Annotated in this window: 18 protein-coding genes; 8 read left to right on the top strand and 10 right to left on the bottom strand. The window is 66.8% G+C overall.

The genetic code is table 11. The annotated features are described in order from the left end of the window. Window positions 1-2 precede the first annotated feature (2 nt). Window positions 3-1,274: a NupC/NupG family nucleoside CNT transporter gene (locus AC52GN_RS03400; RefSeq protein ID WP_312220061.1), complete on the bottom strand. Its 1,272-nt coding sequence runs from the start codon at window positions 1,272-1,274 to the stop codon at window positions 3-5. Between the two features lie 233 nt (window positions 1,275-1,507). Between AC52GN_RS03400 and AC52GN_RS03395 the strand changes: the two genes are divergently transcribed. Further along, entirely contained in the window at window positions 1,508-2,392 is an 885-nt protein-coding gene (locus tag AC52GN_RS03395) for a DUF4349 domain-containing protein (RefSeq protein WP_496528182.1), read from the top strand. Between the two features lie 6 nt (window positions 2,393-2,398). Here AC52GN_RS03395 and AC52GN_RS03390 read toward each other — a convergent pair whose 3' ends face one another. Further along, complete coding sequence (locus AC52GN_RS03390; RefSeq protein WP_496528181.1) at window positions 2,399-3,277, bottom strand: branched-chain amino acid aminotransferase; 879 nt, start codon at window positions 3,275-3,277, stop codon at window positions 2,399-2,401. Between the two features lie 88 nt (window positions 3,278-3,365). On the opposite strand from AC52GN_RS03390, the gene AC52GN_RS03385 reads away from it, so the two are divergent. Together AC52GN_RS03385 and AC52GN_RS03380 are read left to right on the top strand one after the other, a co-directional pair. Then, window positions 3,366-4,097: a response regulator gene (locus tag AC52GN_RS03385; protein ID WP_199683787.1), complete on the top strand. Its 732-nt coding sequence runs from the start codon at window positions 3,366-3,368 to the stop codon at window positions 4,095-4,097. Window positions 4,098-4,107: 10 nt separating this feature from the next. After that, window positions 4,108-5,466: an ATP-binding protein gene (locus AC52GN_RS03380; protein ID WP_004370787.1), complete on the top strand. Its 1,359-nt coding sequence runs from the start codon at window positions 4,108-4,110 to the stop codon at window positions 5,464-5,466. Between the two features lie 34 nt (window positions 5,467-5,500). Here the strand turns inward: AC52GN_RS03380 and AC52GN_RS03375 are convergent, their stop codons facing one another. Further along, window positions 5,501-5,821 (bottom strand): hypothetical protein, encoded by a 321-nt coding sequence (locus AC52GN_RS03375; protein ID WP_496528180.1) that lies wholly within the window; start codon window positions 5,819-5,821, stop codon window positions 5,501-5,503. Between AC52GN_RS03375 and AC52GN_RS03370 the strand changes: the two genes are divergently transcribed. Then, on the top strand, window positions 5,813-6,046 hold the full coding sequence (locus AC52GN_RS03370; protein ID WP_414631886.1) for a hypothetical protein: 234 nt from the start codon (window positions 5,813-5,815) through the stop codon (window positions 6,044-6,046). The genes AC52GN_RS03375 and AC52GN_RS03370 overlap by 9 nt on opposite strands. A gap of 12 nt (window positions 6,047-6,058) precedes the next feature. On the opposite strand, the gene AC52GN_RS03365 is transcribed toward AC52GN_RS03370, so the two are convergent. The 3 genes from AC52GN_RS03365 to AC52GN_RS03355 all read right to left on the bottom strand — a co-directional run bounded on the left by AC52GN_RS03365 (window position 6,059) and on the right by AC52GN_RS03355 (window position 7,732). Then, the gene (locus AC52GN_RS03365) at window positions 6,059-6,862 is read right to left on the bottom strand and encodes a pyrroline-5-carboxylate reductase family protein (RefSeq protein WP_496528179.1); all 804 of its coding nucleotides are present in this window, start codon (window positions 6,860-6,862) and stop codon (window positions 6,059-6,061) included. Then, window positions 6,862-7,365, bottom strand: a complete 504-nt coding sequence (locus AC52GN_RS03360) for a type III secretion system chaperone family protein (RefSeq protein ID WP_004370784.1) — start codon at window positions 7,363-7,365, stop codon at window positions 6,862-6,864. The genes AC52GN_RS03365 and AC52GN_RS03360 overlap by 1 nt, the downstream gene beginning before the upstream one ends. A gap of 79 nt (window positions 7,366-7,444) precedes the next feature. Continuing rightward, window positions 7,445-7,732: an accessory factor UbiK family protein gene (locus AC52GN_RS03355; protein ID WP_303698179.1), complete on the bottom strand. Its 288-nt coding sequence runs from the start codon at window positions 7,730-7,732 to the stop codon at window positions 7,445-7,447. Window positions 7,733-7,913: 181 nt separating this feature from the next. Here AC52GN_RS03355 and lgt point away from each other — a divergent pair, with 181 nt between their 5' ends. The 4 genes from lgt to pgeF are packed head-to-tail and all read left to right on the top strand — an operon-like array spanning window position 7,914 to window position 10,917. Beyond that, a complete protein-coding gene (gene lgt, locus AC52GN_RS03350; protein WP_253111326.1) occupies window positions 7,914-8,786 on the top strand; it encodes a prolipoprotein diacylglyceryl transferase in 873 nt (290 codons plus the stop codon). 7 nt (window positions 8,787-8,793) lie between these two features. Next, a complete protein-coding gene (locus tag AC52GN_RS03345) occupies window positions 8,794-9,867 on the top strand; it encodes a class I SAM-dependent methyltransferase (protein ID WP_496528178.1) in 1,074 nt (357 codons plus the stop codon). A 34-nt stretch (window positions 9,868-9,901) separates the two neighbouring features. Beyond that, window positions 9,902-10,150, top strand: coding sequence for a helix-hairpin-helix domain-containing protein (locus tag AC52GN_RS03340; RefSeq protein WP_496528177.1), 249 nt, complete (start codon window positions 9,902-9,904; stop codon window positions 10,148-10,150). Beyond that, a complete protein-coding gene (pgeF, locus tag AC52GN_RS03335) occupies window positions 10,147-10,917 on the top strand; it encodes a peptidoglycan editing factor PgeF (RefSeq protein ID WP_496528176.1) in 771 nt (256 codons plus the stop codon). Before AC52GN_RS03340 ends, pgeF begins: the two co-directional genes overlap by 4 nt. A gap of 176 nt (window positions 10,918-11,093) precedes the next feature. On the opposite strand, the gene lpxC is transcribed toward pgeF, so the two are convergent. The 4 genes from lpxC to ftsA all read right to left on the bottom strand — a co-directional run bounded on the left by lpxC (window position 11,094) and on the right by ftsA (window position 18,986). After that, on the bottom strand, window positions 11,094-11,993 hold the full coding sequence (lpxC, locus tag AC52GN_RS03330; protein ID WP_496528175.1) for a UDP-3-O-acyl-N-acetylglucosamine deacetylase: 900 nt from the start codon (window positions 11,991-11,993) through the stop codon (window positions 11,094-11,096). 204 nt (window positions 11,994-12,197) lie between these two features. Beyond that, the gene (ftsZ, locus tag AC52GN_RS03325) at window positions 12,198-13,793 is read right to left on the bottom strand and encodes a cell division protein FtsZ (RefSeq protein ID WP_496528174.1); all 1,596 of its coding nucleotides are present in this window, start codon (window positions 13,791-13,793) and stop codon (window positions 12,198-12,200) included. A gap of 251 nt (window positions 13,794-14,044) precedes the next feature. Next, complete coding sequence (locus AC52GN_RS03320; protein ID WP_496528173.1) at window positions 14,045-17,398, bottom strand: TonB-dependent receptor plug domain-containing protein; 3,354 nt, start codon at window positions 17,396-17,398, stop codon at window positions 14,045-14,047. A 262-nt stretch (window positions 17,399-17,660) separates the two neighbouring features. Next, on the bottom strand, window positions 17,661-18,986 hold the full coding sequence (ftsA, locus tag AC52GN_RS03315) for a cell division protein FtsA (protein WP_291778244.1): 1,326 nt from the start codon (window positions 18,984-18,986) through the stop codon (window positions 17,661-17,663). Window positions 18,987-18,998: the final 12 nt, after the last annotated feature.

Below are 18,998 nucleotides of genomic sequence, written 5' to 3'. Positions count from 1 at the left end.
TACTAGGCGAAGACGGCGGCGGGCAAGGCCCCGACGATGCAGGCGGTCATCAGGGTGGCCAGGAAGCCGGCGAACAGCGCCTTCCACACCAGCCCCAGCACCTCTTCGCGACGCTCGGGCATCAGCACCGACAGGCCGGTGACGGTGATTCCGACCGAGCCGATATTGGCGAAACCGCACAGGGCGTAGGTCATCAGCATCCGGGTGCGCTCGCTCATCTCGGCGGCCGGAACCTTGCCCAGTTCGATGAAGGCGACGAACTCGGTCAGGGTCAGCTTGACCCCCAGCAGCCAGCCCGCCTTGTGGGCGTCGGCCCATTCCACGCCGGTCAGCCAGGCCACGGGCGCGAACAGCACGCCCAGGATGCGCTCGACCGTCAGCGGTTCGCCGGCGATGACGAAGCCGCCCAGGATGATGTTGGCCAGGGCCACCAGGGCCACGAAAACGATCAGCACGGCCGAGATGTTCAGCACCACCATCAGGCCGTCGGACGTGCCCTTGACGATGGCGTCGACGGCGCTGTCGTACTTCAGCGCCGAGTTGTAGTCGGCCACCGCCCCGCCCTCGCCGGGCTTTTCGGGGATAATGACGCGGGCCAGCATGACGCCAGCCGGCGCCGAGACGATCGAGGCCACCAGCACGTGCCCCGCAGCATTGGACAGGACCGGCGACAGAATGGTCGCATAGGCCACCATGGTCGAACCGGCGACGGTGGCCAGGCCCACCACCATCATCAGGAAGACTTCCGAACGGGTCAGCTTGTCCAGATAGGCGCGGATGACGATGGGGCTTTCGATCATGCCCAAGAAGACGTTGGCCGCCACCGCCAGCGCCGAGGCGCCGCCCAGCCCCATGGTCCGCTGAAACAGGAAGCCGAAGCCGAGGGTGATCCACTTCAGGATCTTCCAGTGCCACAACAGGGCCGACAGGGCCGAGATCACCAGGATCAACGGCAGCACGTTGAAGGCGAAGGTGAACAGCGCGCCCTCATTGGCCACGGCGTAGGGCTGGTCCCCGCCCGCCAGGAAGCCGAAGACGAACCTGGTGCCCTCTTCGGTCGCCAGCTCCAGCCCCTTCACCGCATTGTTGATGCCGTCCAGCACCACCTGCGAGCCGGGTATGGCGAAGGTCGCCAGCACCAGAGCCGCCTGCACCAGCACTGCGCCGATCGCCAGCCGCCACGGAAAGGCGCGGCGGTTCTCTGAGATCGCCCAGCAGAGGGCGACGATGACGACCAGCCCGAACAGGCTCTGGAGGTTCAGGAGGCTGAACATGAAATAAGCGGCTCCGGCCCCGGCGCGCGGCCGACGTTTGTGGTTTTGCTTGAACGCACCCTGCGGCCCGCTGGTCAAGAGCTCGCGCGACGTTCGGACGCGGCAAAGCCTTCCGTCAGCCCAAACTTCGCCGTTATGCTCCTCCCCTATCAGCGTTACGCATCAATGGGGAGGCAGGGCATGCGCAAGGAACTGATGGCGGCGCTGATGGTCGGCGGAGCAGCCCTGGCCGGGTGCGGCCCAGCTCTAGACAACTATGTCGACGAAGCCGTCGATGTCGAGTTGATGGCTCCCCCGGCGGCGCGGCAGCCGCAGGGCCTGACGCCGCAGCAGACGCTCCACGCTCTGCTCGAACAAGCGACGACACGAGCGCGCCCAGCATCGCTTACGCCTATCGATTCGGGCTCGAACTCCCTACCGAGGCGGCGCCTCGCCTCATGTTCCGCCACGAGCAGGCCTGCATCAGCGCCGGGCCGACGCAATGTCAGGTTCTCGGCGCACAATCGAACCGCGTGGGGCGAGACTCGCTGTCGGCGCGACTCGAAATGCGCGCCTCCCCTGCCTACGTCGCCCGCTTCCGCGCAGGACTGGAAAAGGAGGCCAAGGGCGCGGGCGGAAGCGTGATCGATCAAGCGGTCGAGAGCGAAGACCTGACACGGCAGTTGATCGACACAGAGGCAAGGCTGAAGGCGCTGACCACCCTGCGTGATCGGCTGCAGCAGTTGCTGTCGACCCGCAGCGGCACGCTGGAACAGTTGCTGCAGGTCGAACGTGAATTGGCGCGGGTTCAGGGAGAACTGGACGCCGCCCGATCAACGCTGGAGGTCATGCGCACACGGGTTCAGACGTCACGCTTGGACGTCTATTATCGCGCCGCAGGGCGTCTGGCGCCCGACAGCGCCCTGCGGCCTGTGTCCGACGCCATGAACTCGGCGACCTATGCCTTCATGTCTTCCCTGGGCGGTGTGATCCTGTTCGTGGCTGGCGCGCTGCCTGTCCTGCTGCTGGGCGCGCCGCTGCTCTGGCTGATTTGGCGTTGGCGCAGGCAGGTGCGCGCCCGCAAGGCCGCGGCTCAGGCAGCGCTCACGAAAGAGGCGGAGGCAAGCCCCTCCGCCTGATCGGGGTCAGAGCTGGCCGCGCACCAGCTTGCCGTAGTCGTCCATCAGACCCAACGACAGTTCGCCCGGCGTGAAGCGATAGTCGCCGACCTGCCCCACCGGGGTGACTTCGGCGGCCGAGCCGGTCAGGAAGCACTCGGAGAAGCCGGCCAGCTCTTCCGGCAGGATGTCGCGCACCACGACCTCGGTCCCGCGCGCCTGGGCCATTTCGATCACCGTCTGGCGGGTGATGCCGTCCAGGATGTGGTCGACGCGCGGCGTGTGCAGGGCGCCGTCCTTGACGAAGAAGACGTTGGCGCCGGTCGCCTCGGCGACATAGCCGCGCCAGTCCAGCATCAGGGCGTCGTTGAAGCCGCGCTTCTCGGCCGCCGTCTTGGACATGGTGCAGATCATGTACAGCCCCGCCGCCTTGGCCGTGGACGGGGCCGTCGCGGGGTCGGGGCGGCGCCATTTGGCCCACTCCAGCGCAATGCCCTTCTTCTTGACCTCGGGGTCGAAATAGCTGGGCCATTCCCAGGCGGCGATGGCCAGGTGGACCTTGCTGTTCAGCGACGAGACGCTCAGCTGTTCGGCCCCCAGATAGGCGATAGGCCGGATATAGCAGTCGATCAGGCCGTTGCGGGCGCAGGTTTCCTTGCAGGCGGCGTCGATCTCGGCCACGCTATAGGGAATCTCGAAGTCGAGCAGTTCGGCGGAGCGCTTCAGGCGCTGGCTGTGGGCTGTGAGCTTGAAGATTTCACCGCCATACATACGCTCACCCTCGAACACCGACGAGCCGTAGTGGAGGCCATGGGTCAGGACGTGCGTTTTCGCCTCCCGCCAGGGGACGAAGTCGCCGTCAAACCAGATCCAGCCGTCACGATCGTCGAAAGGAACGAAGGCCATTGAAGTACGTCTCCTGCGCAACGATCTCGGTTAGACGCCTGCCGCAACCCAGCGTCAACGGCGCCTCGCAAGGAGAATGGCGATGAGCATGGTCGAGCCGCGCGCCAATGGCCGTTCCGGCCCCGTCGCCCCGGCCGGCAGCGGACGGCACATCCTGGTCGTCGACGACGACGACCGCATCCGCGAACTGCTCAAGGAATTCCTGAGTCGCGAGGGCTATCGCGTCACCGGCGCCGCGCACGCGGGCGCGGCGCGGCGCATGGTGGAACTGATCGAGTTCGACCTGATCGTGCTGGACGTGATGATGCCGGGCGAAAGCGGCTTCGACCTGACGACCTGGATCCGCAGCCAGGCGGCCCTGTCCAAGACGCCAGTGCTGCTGCTGACCGCCAAGGGCGACCCGGACGACCGGATCGAAGGCCTGTCGCGCGGGGCCGACGACTATATGTCCAAGCCCTTCGATCCGCGCGAACTGGCGTTGCGGATCGAGGCCATCCTGCGCCGCACCGGCGGCAAGCTGATGACGCCGCGGGAAATCCACATGGGTCCCGCCGTCTTCGACATGGAGCGGCTGGAGCTGACGCGCGACGGCGCCCTTCAGCGCCTGACCGAGGCCGAGGCGCAACTGCTCAAGACTCTGGCCATCCACGCCCATTCGCCGGTCGAGCGCATGACCCTGTCGCCCGACACCGCCGATGTGACCGGTCGGGCCGTCGACGTGCAGGTCACGCGCCTGCGCCGCAAGCTGGAGGCGGACCCCAAGAACCCGCGCTACCTCCAGACCGTGCGCGGCATCGGCTATATGCTGGCCCCGGACTGAGGCGACGCCGATGCGGCTGATGCCGTTCAACGTCTGGACGCGCTGGATCAAGCGCCGGGTGCCGACCTCCCTGTGGGGCCGCTCGCTGTTGATCATCGTCCTGCCTGTCCTGATCATGCAGGCGGCGGTGACCTGGGCCTTCTTCGACGCCCACTGGCAGGCGGTGACGGCGCGCCTGTCCGAAGGCCTGGCGGGCGACGTGGCCTGGGCGGCCGAGAGCTATCGCGACGACCCCTCGGCCCGGAATCTGGCGCTGATCTCGGAACGCGCCGAGCGGTCGATGCAGTTGTCCATCGCCTTCCAGCCCGAAGCCTCCCTGCCCGCCGAAGAACGGCGCGGCGCCCTGGGACTGGTCGACCGCACGCTGGAGAAGGCGCTGGCCTCGCGGCTGGACCAGCCCTTCTGGTTCGACACCACCCGCTACCCCGCCTATGTCGACATCCGCGTGCAGGAGGCGGACGGCGTCCTGCGCGTCATCGCCCCGCGCGAGCGGGCCGTGGCGACGCAGGCCCACATCTTCGTCCTGTGGCTGATGATCGCCACCGTGCTGCTGCTGGCCGTGGCGGTGCTGTTCATCCGCAATCAGGTGCGCGCCATCGAGCGCCTGGCCCATGCGGCCGAGGCCTTCGGCCGGGGCGAAAGCGTGCCGCGTTTCAAGCCGCACGGCGCGCGCGAGGTGCGGGCCGCCGCCAGCGCCTTTCTGGACATGCGCTCGCGCATCCAGCGCCACATCGACCAGCGCACGGCTCTGCTGGCCTCGGTCAGCCATGACCTGCGCACGCCCCTGACCCGTCTTCGCCTTGAACTGGCCCTGGCGCCGCCCTTCAAGCGCGCTGAGGCAATGAAGGGCGATCTGGACGAGATGGAGCATATGATCGACGAATACCTGGCCTTTGCGCGCGGCGAGGCCGGGGAAGCCGCCCAGACGATCTCCGTGCCCGAAATGCTGCGCCGCGCCGCCGACGACGCCCGCCGCGCCGGGGCCGCCGCCGAGGTCGAGACGCCCGACGACCTGAACATGCTGGCCCGGCCGCTGGCCTTCCGCCGGGCGATCAACAACCTGGTCGGCAACGCCGCCTCCCATGGCGAGCATGTGCGGCTGTCGGCGCGTCCCCTGCCCTCCGGCGGGCTGGAGATCACGGTCGAGGACGACGGCCCCGGCATCCCCGAAGACATGCACGAAGAGGCCTTCCGCCCCTTCTCCCGGCTGGACGCCTCGCGCAACCAGAACCGCAAGGGCGTGGGTCTGGGCCTGGCGGTGGCGCGCGACGTGGCGCGCAGCCACGGCGGCGACATCGCCCTGGGCCGCAGCGAACTGGGCGGGCTCAAGGCCGCGATCCGGCTGCCGGCGGATCGTCGCGCCCCCTAGATCTTTGAGCGGCGCCCCTAGCGGAACCGTAAAATCATCGCCATCTTGTCCGGTGTTCCAGGGGGGCCTGGAATTCTGGAGCCTGACTATGCGTCCTATTGCTTTTCTTGCACCGATCGCCGCCGTTTTCGCCCTCTCCGGCGCCGCTGCGGCTCAACCCTCGGCCGTCGTCGTGACGGTCAGCCCCGACTTCGCCAAGACCGCGGCGGAACTGGGCGAGCGCGACGTTCAACAGCAGGTCAGCGACCTGACCCGCACGCTTGAGCGCGTGCTGACGGATCGTCGTGCGCTGGACGGCGCCCGGCTTGAACTGGTCATCACGGACCTGAAGCCCAACCGTCCGACCATGCAGCAACTGTCCGACAAGCCGGGCCTCGACGCCATGCGCAGCCTGTCGATCGGCGGCGCCGCGGTCGAAGGCACGGTGACGACGGCCTCCGGCGAGGTTCAACCGGTCAAGTTCGACTACTACACCCCGACCCTGGCCGACGCGCGCGGCGCCACCACCTGGACCGACGCCCAACGCGCCTATGACCGCCTGGCCCGCAACCTGGCCGACGGCCGCTTCGTCAAGCGGTGAGGCGCCTGACGATCAGCCGCTGAGTTCAGTGGACTTGGCGACCGCCGCCTTCACGGCGCTTTCGACAGAATGGTCGAGGGCGCCGTTTTCATTGAGAGCGACCAAACCCGCCTGCGTCACCCCGCCCGGCGAGGCCACACGGTCGATCAGGGCATTCAGCGCCTCGTCGCCCTCTACGCCCGCCGCAGCAGAACGCAGGGTGGCGCGCGCCAGACGGGCGGCGGCCTCACGCGACAGGCCCTCGGATTCGCCCGCTTCAGCCAGAGCTCGCGTGAAGGCGAAGAAATAGGCCGGTCCGCAACCGGACACCGCCGTCGCCGCGTGCATCAGGGCCTCGTCGTCCAGCAGCACCGTCTCGGCGATCGGCTCGAACAGATCGCGCCCTACCTTCAGGGCGTCGGCCTCAGAGGACCACAGCGTCGCCACGCCCCGCGCCTGCGCCACGCCGGTCGTCGGCATCACGCGCACGACCGGGCGGCCGTTGTAACCGTCAGAGATGGTCTCGCCGCGCACCCCGGCCATGACCGAGACGATCACCGCGTCAGCGGCCAGATGCGGCAGCACCGCCTGCGCGGCCTCCAGCCATTTGGCGGGTTTGACGCCGATGACGAAGGCGCGGGCGTTCGCCAGCTCTTCCAGCGGCGGATTGATCCGCGCGCCCTTCGCCCGCGCCGCCTCGGCGACCGGCTTTTCGGACGGCGTCAGAATAATCAGATCGGCCGGATCGACGGCGCCCGTCGCCAGCCAGCCTTCCAGAATGGCCGAGCCCAGGCGTCCCACGCCCTGAAGCACGACCGGACGTCCAGAACCGCTCATCAGGCGTTGCCCACCGTCTCGAACAGGCAGGCGTCGATCGCCTCCTTCGGCTTCTTGGAGCCGCGCACCATGAAATCGAAGGCGGGATAGTAACGGTCCGCCGCCTCGACCGCCGCGTCGATCATGGACGCGGCCTGGGCCAGGGTCGGCCGTTCGGTGTGCGGCAGGGCCAGGGCGTGGCGGAAAACGATCTCGCCTTCATCCGGCCAGATCTCGAAATGGCCCAGCCAGGTGCGCTGATTGATCATCGACACCAACTCATAGGCGGCCGCGCGGCGCGTCTTGGCCACCCGCAGGTCCAGCGCCAGACACAGTTGAAGGCAGTCGCCCTCGGGCCGCCAGGCGAACCAGAGTTCGTAGTCCTTCCAGTCGCCGGCCAGGGCGAAGGCCAGATCGCCCTCGTCCGTACGGTCGAACGGCAGGTTCTCCGCCGTCAGGACGTGTTCGACCACATCCAGCGGATCAAAGGGCAGGTCGACCTCTTCGGGTCTCACAGCATCCATCAGGCGTTCAACTTCTTCAGCAGCGACAGCGACTCGATTGAGCGCTTTCGAGGACGGTAGGCGTGTTCGCAGATTCGGCTCAACCGGCTGAATCCGGGGTCGAGGCTGCGTCTGTGGACGATCCCTTGGCGGCCTTCTTCGGGGCGACGGCGGCGGCCTTCAGCGCTGCGATCTCGGCGCGCAGGGCGGCGATCTCGTCCTTCAGCACGTCGAACTCGTCGCGACGCACCAGATCCATTTCGGCGACGAAGCGGTCGGCCTGGGCGCGCCACGCGGCCTTGGCCTCTTCGCCCGCGGCCTGGGCCAGGCCCATGGCGCCGGTGGTCAGCTTGGCGAACTCATCAAGGAGGGGATTGCGCGTCTGCATGGCGGCCTCTTGAGAACTCCCGGACCATCGGGCCCGGACATGGTTAACGGTGCATTGATTTGGGTAAACCAAACCTTACCTGCCAGCGGCCTATAGACTGCTTCGCGGGAAAAGCGCGCGACGAATGCAGTCCCGCTTGCTAGACCATGGGCCAACTTCTGAAGGCGCAGACGGAGGCCCCGTGCCCTTTCCCGAATTCGACCCCGTCCTGATCCATCTCGGCCCCTTGCCCATCCGATGGTACGCCCTGGCCTATGTGGCCGGCATCGTCCTGGGCTGGTGGTACGCCTCGCGTCTCGCCAAGACCGAGCGGCTGTGGGCGCCCGGCAAGCCGCCGGTGACGGGACCGCAACTGGACGACCTGGTGCTGTGGATCACCCTGGGCGTCATCCTGGGCGGCCGTTTCGGCTACGCCCTCTTCTACAAGCCGGCGATGTTCGCCCAACTGTTCACCGGCGACAGCTGGGGCGAGCGGCTGGAGCTGTTGCAGCTGTGGACCGGGGGCATGAGCTTCCACGGCGGCTTCCTCGGCGTGGTGATCGCGCTCGCCCTCTACGCCCGTCGCCAGAAGGTGAACCCGCTCAGCCTGGGCGATCTGATCGCCCCGGTCGCGCCGCTGGGTCTGTTTTTCGGCCGCATCGCCAACTTCATCAACGGCGAGCTGTGGGGCCGCGAGACGACCGTCCCCTGGGCCATCCGCTTCTGCAACGAGCGCATTCAGCAGATGTACGGCTTCTGCCCCGCCGGCAACGAACCGCGTCACCCCAGCCAGCTATATGAGGCCGGGCTTGAGGGCCTGCTGCTGTTCGTCGTCCTGTCGCTGGCGATCTGGAAGTGGCGGATGCTGAAGCGTCCGGGCTTCGTCACCGGCCTGTTCCTGCTGGGCTACGGCGTCTGCCGCGCCGCGCTGGAGAATGTGCGCCAGCCCGACGCCGGGCTGGAGAACCTGCCGCTGGGCCTGACCATGGGCATGATCCTGTCGATCCCGATGATGCTGGTCGGCGCCTGGCTGATCTGGCGGGCGCTGAAGAAGCCGGAAGTCGCGGAGGCGTAAGACCATCATGGCGGAGACGCTCAAGGACCGACTGGTCCGCGAGATCGTGCTGACCGGGCCGATGACGGTGGCGGACTACGTCACTCGCTGCCTGCACGACCCCAGGGGCGGCTATTACGCCACGCGCCCGGCGCTGGGGGAACGCGGCGACTTCATCACCGCGCCCATGGTCAGCCAGATGTTCGGCGAACTGATCGGCCTGTGGGCGGTCGAGACCTGGACCCGTCTCGGCGCGCCCGAGCGGGTGCGGCTGGTCGAGGTGGGCCCCGGCGACGGGACGCTGATGTCCGACGTGTTGCGCGCGGCGCGGCTGGTCCCCGGCTTCCTGCAGGCGGTGGACCTGATCCTGATCGAGCCCAGCGCCCCCTTGCGCGCCGAACAGGCCCGGCGGCTGGCTGACGCTGACGTGCACCCGCGCTGGCTCGGCGCCCTGCACAAGGTCGAGACCGACGCCCCGGTCATCCTGATCGCCAATGAGGTGCTGGACTGCCTGCCCGCGCGCCAGTTCATCAAGACGGAAGGCGGCTGGGCCGAGCGCCGCATCGGCGTCACCGACGACAATGAGCTGACCTTCGGCCTGACCGCCATCGCCGACGGCTTCGAGACGCCGGGCTTCGAGGTCGAACCGGGCCAGATCATCGAGATTTCAGAACAACAGGCCGCCTTCGGCCGCGATCTGGCCAGCCTGATCCGCGCCGCATCCGGCGCCGCCCTGCTGATCGACTACGGCCGCAGCAAACCCGAGGCCGGCGACACGCTTCAGGCCCTGCGGCGGCACCAGAAGGTCGATCCCCTGTCCACGCCGGGCGAGGCCGACCTGACGCAATGGGCCGACTTCCCCCTGGTGCTGGAGGCCGCCGTGCGCGGCGGCGTCGACGTCACCGGCTGCGTCGGTCAGGGCGCCTTCCTCAAGACGCTGGGGATCGAAGCCCGCGCCCAGCGGTTGATGCAGGGACGCCCCGAGGCCGCCCCGGTCATCCAGCGCCAGCTGGACCGCCTGACCGCGCCGGATCAGATGGGCGAACTATTCAAGGCGGCGGCGATCTTCTCGCCGCGTTCGCTGGCCCTGCCGGGCTTCTGACGCAGCCCGCCGGATGATGGAGGCTGATGCGCCCATGACCTTCACCGACCACGAACGCCAGATCCTGCTGGCGACCAAAGGCGTCGGCCCCAAGGTGATCGAACGGCTGGAGGAACTGGGCGTCGGCGGCTTCGCCCGTCTGGCCCAGGCGGATGCGGCCGTCGTCTGCGCCGGGGCCGCCGCCAGCGTCGGCTCGACCTGCTGGAAGAACAGCCCCCAGGCCCGCAAGGCCGTTCAGGCCGCCATCGACGCCGCCCGTTTCGAACTGGAAGCCGCCGCATGAGCCTGAACCCGATCACCCATCCGCTGCTGACCAAGGCCGGGGTTCGCCACGGCTTCTTCACGCGCGCGGGCGGCGTATCGGACGGCATCTATGCCGGACTGAACGCAGGCGTCGGCTCCAAGGACGACCCGGCCCGCGTCTCCGAGAACCGCCGCCGCGTCGCCGAATGGATGGGCAGCGGCGCCGACGACCTGTGCGGCTGCTATCAGGTCCACTCCGCCGTCGCCCGCGTGGCCGAAAGCGGCTGGGCCGGAGAACGCCCCGAGGGCGACGCCGTGGTCGCGGGCGTGAAGGGGCCGGTGCTAACCGTCCTAACCGCCGACTGCGCCCCCGTCCTGTTCGCCGACGCCGAGGCGGGCGTCATCGGCGCCGCCCACGCGGGCTGGAAGGGCGCCCTTGGCGGCGTCATCCACTCGACCGTCACAGCCATGCAGGCCCTAGGGGCCGAGCCGTCGCGCATCGTCGCCGTCGTCGGCCCATGCATCGCCCAAGGCTCCTATGAGGTCGGCGCCGACTACCAGGACCGCTTCGCCCACCACGACCCCGGCAGCGAACGCTTCTTCGCCCCCGGCGCAGCCGACGACAAGCGTCAGTTCGACCTGCCCGGCTTTGTCCTGTGGCGACTGGAGCAGGCGGGCGTCGGCGAGGCCGCCTGGACCGGCGACGACACGCGCGCGGACGAAAAGCGCTTCTACTCCAACCGCCGCGCCTATCTGGCGGGTGAACCGGACTTCGGCCGGTTGATCAGCGCGATTACGCTAGCCTGAGCCTTCTCCCCTTGTGGGAGAAGGTGGGCGCCGGAGGCGCTCGGATGAGGGGTGTCAGCGCGGCATCTAAAAATTAGAGAGGACGGCGACGCGACAATCTGGATGCCAGGGCGTCGCCACCCCTCATCCGTCAGGCTCCGCCTGCTACCTTCTCCCTCAAGGGGAGAAGGAAGAATTCAGCCCGCCATCGCCATGTCGGGCACGCGAACCGTCTCGCGCCAGGCATCCGGCTGGGCCAGCAGGGCGCGGACCAGCTTGTTGTTCAGGGCGTGGCCCGCCTTGACGCCTTCGTATCGGCCCAGCAGCGGTGCGCCGAGCACATACAGGTCGCCGATGGCGTCCAGCGCCTTGTGGCGCACGAACTCGCGCTCCATGCGCAGGCCGCCGGGGTTCAGGATCTGGTCGCCGTCGATCACCACGGCGTTCTCCAGCGAACCGCCGCGAGCCAGCCCGGCCTGACGCAGGGCCTCGACCTCATGGGCGAAGCCAAAGGTGCGGGCGGCCATGATGTCCGAGCGGAAGGTCGCCTCGTCGACGACGAAGTCCACCACCTGATTGCCGATGACCGGCGTGGGGAAATCGATCTCGAAGCGCATCTCATAGCGGTCGCAAGGCAGAAGGACGGCGGACTTGTCGCCCTCCTCCACCCGGATCGGCTTCAGGATCTCGATAAAGGTCTGGGGCGCTTCCTGACGACGGAAGCCCGCGCGGTCCAGCAGTTGCACGAACTGCAGCGCCGAGCCGTCCAGGATCGGCAGTTCCGGCCCGTCCACCTCGATCACGGCGTTGGAGACGCCCAGCGCCGACAGGGCGGCCATCAGGTGCTCGATCGTCGACAGGCGCACGCCCGCCACGTTCTCGATCATGGTGTTCAGGCGCGCGTCCACGACCGCCTCGCCCGAGACGGGGATGCGGTTGTCGCGGTCGGTCACGTCCGTGCGCACGAAGACAATGCCGTGGCCGGGCGCAGCCGGGCGCACGACCAGACGCACGCGGCGGCCGGTGTGCACGCCGACGCCGGCGCAGATGGCCGGGGCGACGATGGTCTGTTCGTACTGGTCGTTGCGGACCGTCACTCGGATACTCTCTGTTGCGCGACCCGCCCCAAACGGGACGGTCTTCGCCTCGCCTGTCGTTTACGCCTCAGGGCTCAAGCCCGAAATGAAAGTCGAGTTTCGGATTGTTTCGGTTCGGCGACAGCTCGACGCCTTGCGCCCACACGCAAAAACGCCCCGGAGGTCGGCTCCGGGGCGTTTCAGTATCAGGGCTTCCTGGGCCGATCAGTTCGCGAGGCGGCGGAGAAAGGAAGGGATCTCCAGGTCGTCATCCTCGGACTGGCCCACCTGCGGATCCTGCTGCTGAGGCTGCATCGACTGCGTCTGACGCAGTTGCTGGGTCGTGCGGTTCGACGACGGCGGGGGCGCATAGGATTGTTGCTGCTGCGGCTGCTGACGCTTGCGGCCGAACAGGCTCCAGCCGCTGCGACGATGATCGCGCTCGTCGTAGAAGGGCTCCTCGGCGGGCTCTTCATGACGGGCGGCCGGGCGCTGGGCCGGTTGTTGCGGCGCAGGCTGCTGACGCTGCGGGGCGCGGTCGAAATAGAGATCGCCCTGCTCCGAAGACGCCGCAGGCTGGGCGCGGCCGGCGCCCTGCTCATATTCCTCGACCCACGGATCGACGATCGGCTCCAGGTTGCGCGGCGCGTCGTGGATGACCGGTTCGGGCTTGGCCTCGATCTTCGGCTCGGGCGCGCGGGCGGCCGGGGCTTCATAGGTCGGGGTCGGCGCCGGTTGCGACGCGGCTTCACGCACCGGATCGATGCGGACTTCCGGCTGACGCGGCGCAGCGGCCGACAGACCGCCTGGGCGACCGCCGAAGGTCTGGCCCTGCGGCTCGATCTGCTGGATGACGGCCTCATCCATGCCGGTGGCGACGACCGAGACGCGGATCTTGCCGTCCAGCGCCGGGTCGAACGCGGCGCCGAAGATGATGTTGGCGTCGCCGTCCACTTCGCCGGCGATGGCGTTGGCGGCCTCGTCGACCTCCAGCAGGGTCATGTCCATGCCGCCGGTGATGTTCACCAGCACGGCCTTGGCGCCCTTCAGGCTGGTCTCGTCCAGCAGCGGGTTGGCGATGGCGTTCTGGGCCGCCAGCAGGGCGCGGTCGTCGCCCGTGGCCTCGCCCGTGCCCATCATGGCCTTGCCCATCTCGCTCATCACGGCGCGGACGTCGGCGAAGTCCAGGTTGATCAGGCCCGGCAGGATCATCAGGTCGGTGATCGAGCGCACGCCCGAGTGCAGCACCTGGTCGGCCATGCCGAAGGCGTCGGAGAAGGTGGTGCGTTCGTTGGCGACCCGGAACAGGTTCTGGTTCGGAATGACGATCAGGGTGTCGACGTAGCGCTGCAACTCGGCCACGCCGGCGTCGGCCAGGCGCATCCGGTGGCGGCCTTCGAAGGTGAAGGGCTTGGTCACCACGCCGACAGTCAGGATGCCGCGATCACGCGCGCATTTGGCGATGACCGGCGCCGCGCCGGTGCCGGTGCCGCCGCCCATGCCGCAGGTGATGAAGACCATGTGCGCGCCTTCCAGGTGCGCGTGGATCTCGTCCGCGCTCTCCTCGGCGGCGTTCATGCCGACTTCGGGGTGGGCGCCCGCGCCCAGCCCTTGCGTGATCGTCTCGCCCAGCTGGATGCGACGGTCGGTCTTGGCGAAGCTCAGATGCTGGGCGTCGGTGTTGGCGACGACGAACTCCACGCCCTCAAGGCCGGAGTCGATCATGTTGTTGACGGCGTTGCCGCCCGCTCCGCCTACGCCGAAGACGACGATGCGGGGCTTCAATTCCGTGGCTTCCGGCCTGACCAGCGAGAGAGACATTATAAAATTCCGACCTAAGGACCCTGCCCTTCGTCCCCGATGCGAACTCCCCGCCGAATCGCATTGGTTATGAGCGCGTTAAGGAAAACCCCGTCTGCGTTAACGAAGAGTTACCCTCGGTAATGCGAGTCGACGGATTTGGAAGCCCGTACCGTAGCTTGGCCGCAGATTATCCCTGCATACGACGCTGAAAACGACAAAAGGGCGGCTCCAAGAGCCGCCCTCCGCCTTTCTTGAGGATATGGTGGTAGTTACCACATCTTCCAGTTCACGCCGATGTGGTAGCGCGTGCCCCACGGATCGAAGTTGGGGTAGAGAGTGAAGCCCAACCACTTAGCTTGCTCGGCATCGAAGGCATTGGTGACGCCTGCGCGGACCGAGACATCATCCGTGACGTTGTAGCGAACCGTGAAGTCATGACGGGCGAAGTTGCCGGTGTTCGTATATTGCAACAATCGCGCGTCCGCGTTCGCCACGAAGTTGCGCATCTGCGAGATGTCCTGAGCCGTCTGCCAGTCCATCGTCCAGTTCACGCTCCACTTCGAGGTCGGACGATACGTCAGCGATGACGTCATGCGAACGCGAGGATACAACAGCGTCGAATCCAACCCCGTATAATCGTTGGGATTCTGAGCGTTGTTGAACTGCTTCTGTTCGATCAGCCACGTGCCGCCCAGGCGGTAGTCCAATCGGCCCAGGTTCAAGCCAAACATCTCTTCGATGTCGACCGAATAGTTAGCCGTGAAGTCCAGACCGCGCGTAGAGCGCTTGGCGTAGTTGATCGAGCTTTCGATGTAACCGCCGACCGGATCGCTGCTGGGAGCGCCAACCCCGAACGGAACGTCAGGGTTGTTGCGGAAGATAAAGGAGCAGGCTCCCTCATTGAGGGTGGGACCGTTGACGCAGTTCTCCGCCAACGTCTGTGCCGAAACAGAGGCGATGACGTTCGTCAGTTCGATCTCATAGTAGTCGAGAACTAAGCTGAAGTTCGGAATGAAACGGGGCTGAAGAACGACCGAGAAGGTGAACGATTCGGACTCTTCAGGCTCCAGATTCGGATTACCCCCGGACACGCCCGAGATGCTGGACGTGGAGTAAAGCCGACCAAAATCGTCCGTCGTTCCCGGCGTGTCGCCGGCAAAATCGAACGTCAAGCCTTGCTGAGCGGCCAGAGCGGTACAGTTTTTGATCCTGTTCGCACGATACTCGGCGTTAGCGGCGGCATTGATGTTGGTCGTGTTACAGGGATCGTTCGACCCAAAGAACGAGAACGTCTGCGAATAAGGACCATACACTTCTGACAGCGTCGGAGCCCGCAAAGATGTATTGAAGCTCGTCTTGAAGGCGATGTCCCGGATCGGCCGATAGACGAGGTTGACGCCGTAGACGTCGCCCGTACCGATATGGCTGTAATCGAAGTAGCGGTACGAACCGCTCAGCTCGGCATACTGGCCGAGGAAGCTGTCACGGAACAGGGGGATGGAGATTTCGCCGAAGATCTCGTCGCTCTCGTATTGCACCGGCTCCTGATCAGGACCGCTGTTCAGGAACAAGAGGCGATCACCGAATTCACGATCGCGGCCCGTGCCTTCAGTGAACTCACGCCGATGCTCGGCACCGATCGCCATGCCGATGCGGCCAGCGCCCCAGAAGTCCCACAACTGCCCGGAGAACGAGCCCAGCAGTTGCTCTTGCTCATTACGATCCGTCGTGCCGACTTCAGCGTAGATATAATCCAGTGCTTCCTGGCTCTGCTGTCCAGCGCCGAAGATGTTCAACGGCTTGCACTGATCGATTGCAGCGCGTCCAGCTTCAGAGCTGCGAACGTCACCGCCCCGCACCGGATCGCCGAGTTGCCCCATCGGGACACCCTGCTTGGCGAGCAAGGTGGAACGGCAGACAATACCGCCCGGGGCGCCAAGCAGACCCGCCGTGTCACGCACGGCGTCCGACGCGAACGCCATGCGCTCGACATCGACGCCGCGTTCACGGTTGGCGACCTCGACCTCGCCGTAGGTGTAGCCGATGTCCCAGCTACCATCCTTGACGAACAGGAAGTTGTCGAAGCGCCCTTCCAAAGAGGCCACATAGCGTGTCAGATCGCGCGTGTTGAGCTGGCTACGATCCGGGCCGCGCAGCGCCGAGCGAGCGTAGGGCGCAGCGGCAGTGCCGAGCAGTTGACCAGGTTCGGTCGCGGTCGGCTGCGAATAGATGTCGATCCTGTTGTTGAGGATCGCCTGCCGCAGATTCTCCGGAATGAAGGCGTTGTCACTTAAACGAATGTCGAATGCGCTCGTCGCACGGATGGTCGATAGCCGGTTCGCAGCCGTGCGGTCCGAGATGAAGATATCGAAGAAGGTAGGTTGTCCTTCGTCGAAGGTCTCTTCCTCGACCCGCTTCGCTTCCACACGCGCCAGGATATTGTCCGTGACACGGAAGTTGGCGCCGACCTGGAAGCGCTTGGCTTCGGACCGCGGGAAGAAGGTGTACTGGCCGTACTCCGAAGCGGGCTCCCCGTCGCCGCCGACGTTGTAAACCGGCGACAGACCCGTCCCGACGCGCGTGCCGAAGTCCGCAAGCCTCGCCGAGCCATCGCCGTTGAACACCCAGGACTTGCCAGGGGCGAGTTGAGTGCAGTTGGTGTTGTTGTAGTTCGCGGTCGGCACCGCGGAGCCAACAACGCCGCAGCTGAAATAGCTCGTATCCGGGTCATTTGTGGGGCTGGCGGCGCGGTTGTTCGCCAGATTCACGACGCCCCAGCGCAGCCGCTGCATGGTGCGAAGGTTGGAGAACAGGGTCGAGTCGATAATGCCGTCGAAAGGTCGCGCCACCGGGTCAGCATCGGTTGAGACGAGAGCCGTCGAGCCACGCAGCCAATCGACATCCGCTGCGCGGACTTCATCCGCCTTCTCGTACTCGCCAAACGCATAGACGTTCAGGCGGTCGTCGAAGAAGTTCTTGCCGACAAGCGCGGAGATGCGCTGGTTCGCCTCGCCGCCCTGGTTGATCATGCCGTAGTTGGCGTCGATCTCAGCCCCTTCGTAGTCCTTACGGAGATTGAAGTTTAGCACGCCCGACACGGCGTCGGCACCGTAAACGGACGCAGCCCCGCCGGTGATGATCTCGATGTTCTCAATCAGCAGGCGCGGGATGGTGTCCACATCGACCGCCAGAGAACCGCCGTTGGAGCCGACATGACGGCGGCCGTCAACGAGGGTCAGAGTGCGGCCGGAGCCGAGCGAGCGGAGGTTCGGCAGCGACAACCCGCCATCGCCCAAGCCGGAGCCCGTCGTATCCGACGGAACCACCGAGTTCGACAGGGCCGGAATGGTGGCCAAGTAGTCGATCATCGTCGACTGACCGCTTTCCAGCAACTGCTCGCGCTGAACCTGAATCAGAGGTGTAGGAGCGGTCGTCGGATCACGACGAATACGCGAACCGGTGACGACGATTTCGCCGACGGTCGTCGCCTGCTCATCCGCCTGAGCCGAAGGGACGTTTTCGACACTAGTCGCTTGCTGCGACTGTGCGAATGAGGGAGCTGAAACTGCGAGCATGCTCGCGAGGATCGTAGTCCCAAATAGATAATTTCGTTTCAGGTGCATGGATGCTCGCCCCCCAATCTCGGCAATTAAACTTCGACCGCTCAAAGCGAATATCGCTCAAGCCACTTCATCCGCTTTAGCCAAATTGTGTCAATGAGCAAGATTATAGCCACATTTTAGACGATATAAAACTAGCCCTGTAACAATGACGCCACACTTATGTCCCCTTTCCGCAAAGAAGCAGACGCGAGCACACACGCTCACGCGGCGCCTTCCGCGCGCTCGAGGCCGCTATTGTTCAAGATGATAAAGGCTACGGGTGTTATAAATTATCCCGCAGCCACCCCGCCGCCCGCGCCACCATGCCGCCGCGATGCACCTTGGGCGCATCCGCAGCCGTGATCTGGCGGGACATCAGCTTGCGGGCCGAGACCGCCTCGCGCGGGCCGTAGGCGGCGCGCAGCAGGACGCCTGCGGCCGAGCAGAAGGCCGGGCCAGCGGCGGCGTCGGCCAGGTGGGGCGCGCGTTGCGGGCGGCCCAGACGGACCGGGCGGTCGAAGACGCGCACGGCCAGTTCGCGCACGCCGTTCAACTGGCTGGCGCCGCCGGTAAGCACCAGGCCTGCACCGGGTTCGAGGCCCATACCGGCGTGTTTCAGGCGGTCGCGCAGCAGCTCCAGCGTCTCTTCGACGCGCGGGGCGATGACGGTCTTGAGCATGGCGCGCGGGACGATGACCGGACCGGCGGAGGCGTCCTCGCCGCGCGGCGGGGCTTCGAGCATTTCGCGGTCTTCGTTGGCGCTGGCCATGGCCGAACCGTGCAGGGTCTTCAGCCGTTCGGCGCCGACGCGCGAGGTCGACAGGCCGCGGGCGATGTCGGCGGTCACATGGTCGCCGCCGACGTTCAGGCTTTCGATATGCAGCAGGGAGCGACCGCCCCAGACCGCCGCCGAGGTCGAACCGCCGCCCATGTCGATGCACAGGGCGCCCAGCTCCATCTCATCCTCTTCCAGCGCGGCGAGGGAGGAGACGACGGGCGCAGCGGCCACGCCCTGCAGGTCCAGATGGGCCAGTTCAAGGCAGTGGCTGAGGGCGTTGAACGAGCCCTCGGACATGGAGACGACCAGCAGGTCCAGCCCCAGCGAGCCGCCGCGCATCGAGCGCGGGTCGTGGACGCCGCGCGCCCCGTCCACCGACCAGGCGATGGGCAGGACGTGGATCGGGCGGCGGTTCGGCAGACGGATCTGCGCCAGGGCCATGCCGATGGCGCGCGCCAGATCGGCGTCGCTGATCGGGTGGGAGCCGAGCGAGACGCGCGCCTGCACCCGGTGGCTGGCCATCTGGCCGATGGCCGTGGTGACGACGACGCCGGAGACGGGGGCGCCCGCCGCGCGCTCGGCGCGTTCGACGGCGTGGCCGATGGCCTGAGCCGTCTCGTCCATGTTGACGATGGCCCCGCCCTTGACGCCGCGCGACTGGACATGGCCGGCGCCGGCGACGCGGATGGTGCGGTCGGCGTGGCGCACGCCGTCGGGCTTCATGATGAAGCAGGCGACCTTGGCCTGACCGAGATCGAGCGCGGCCACGACCGGCGCGCGCGGCGCGCCCCTGCCCTGTTCCGGCTTCATGTCTCGGCTGCGTCCAACCATGGGGGCGTGTCC

Source organism: Brevundimonas sp. SS2672 (assembly GCF_059579685.1).
This window is presented reverse-complemented; position numbering and strand designations above follow the sequence as displayed.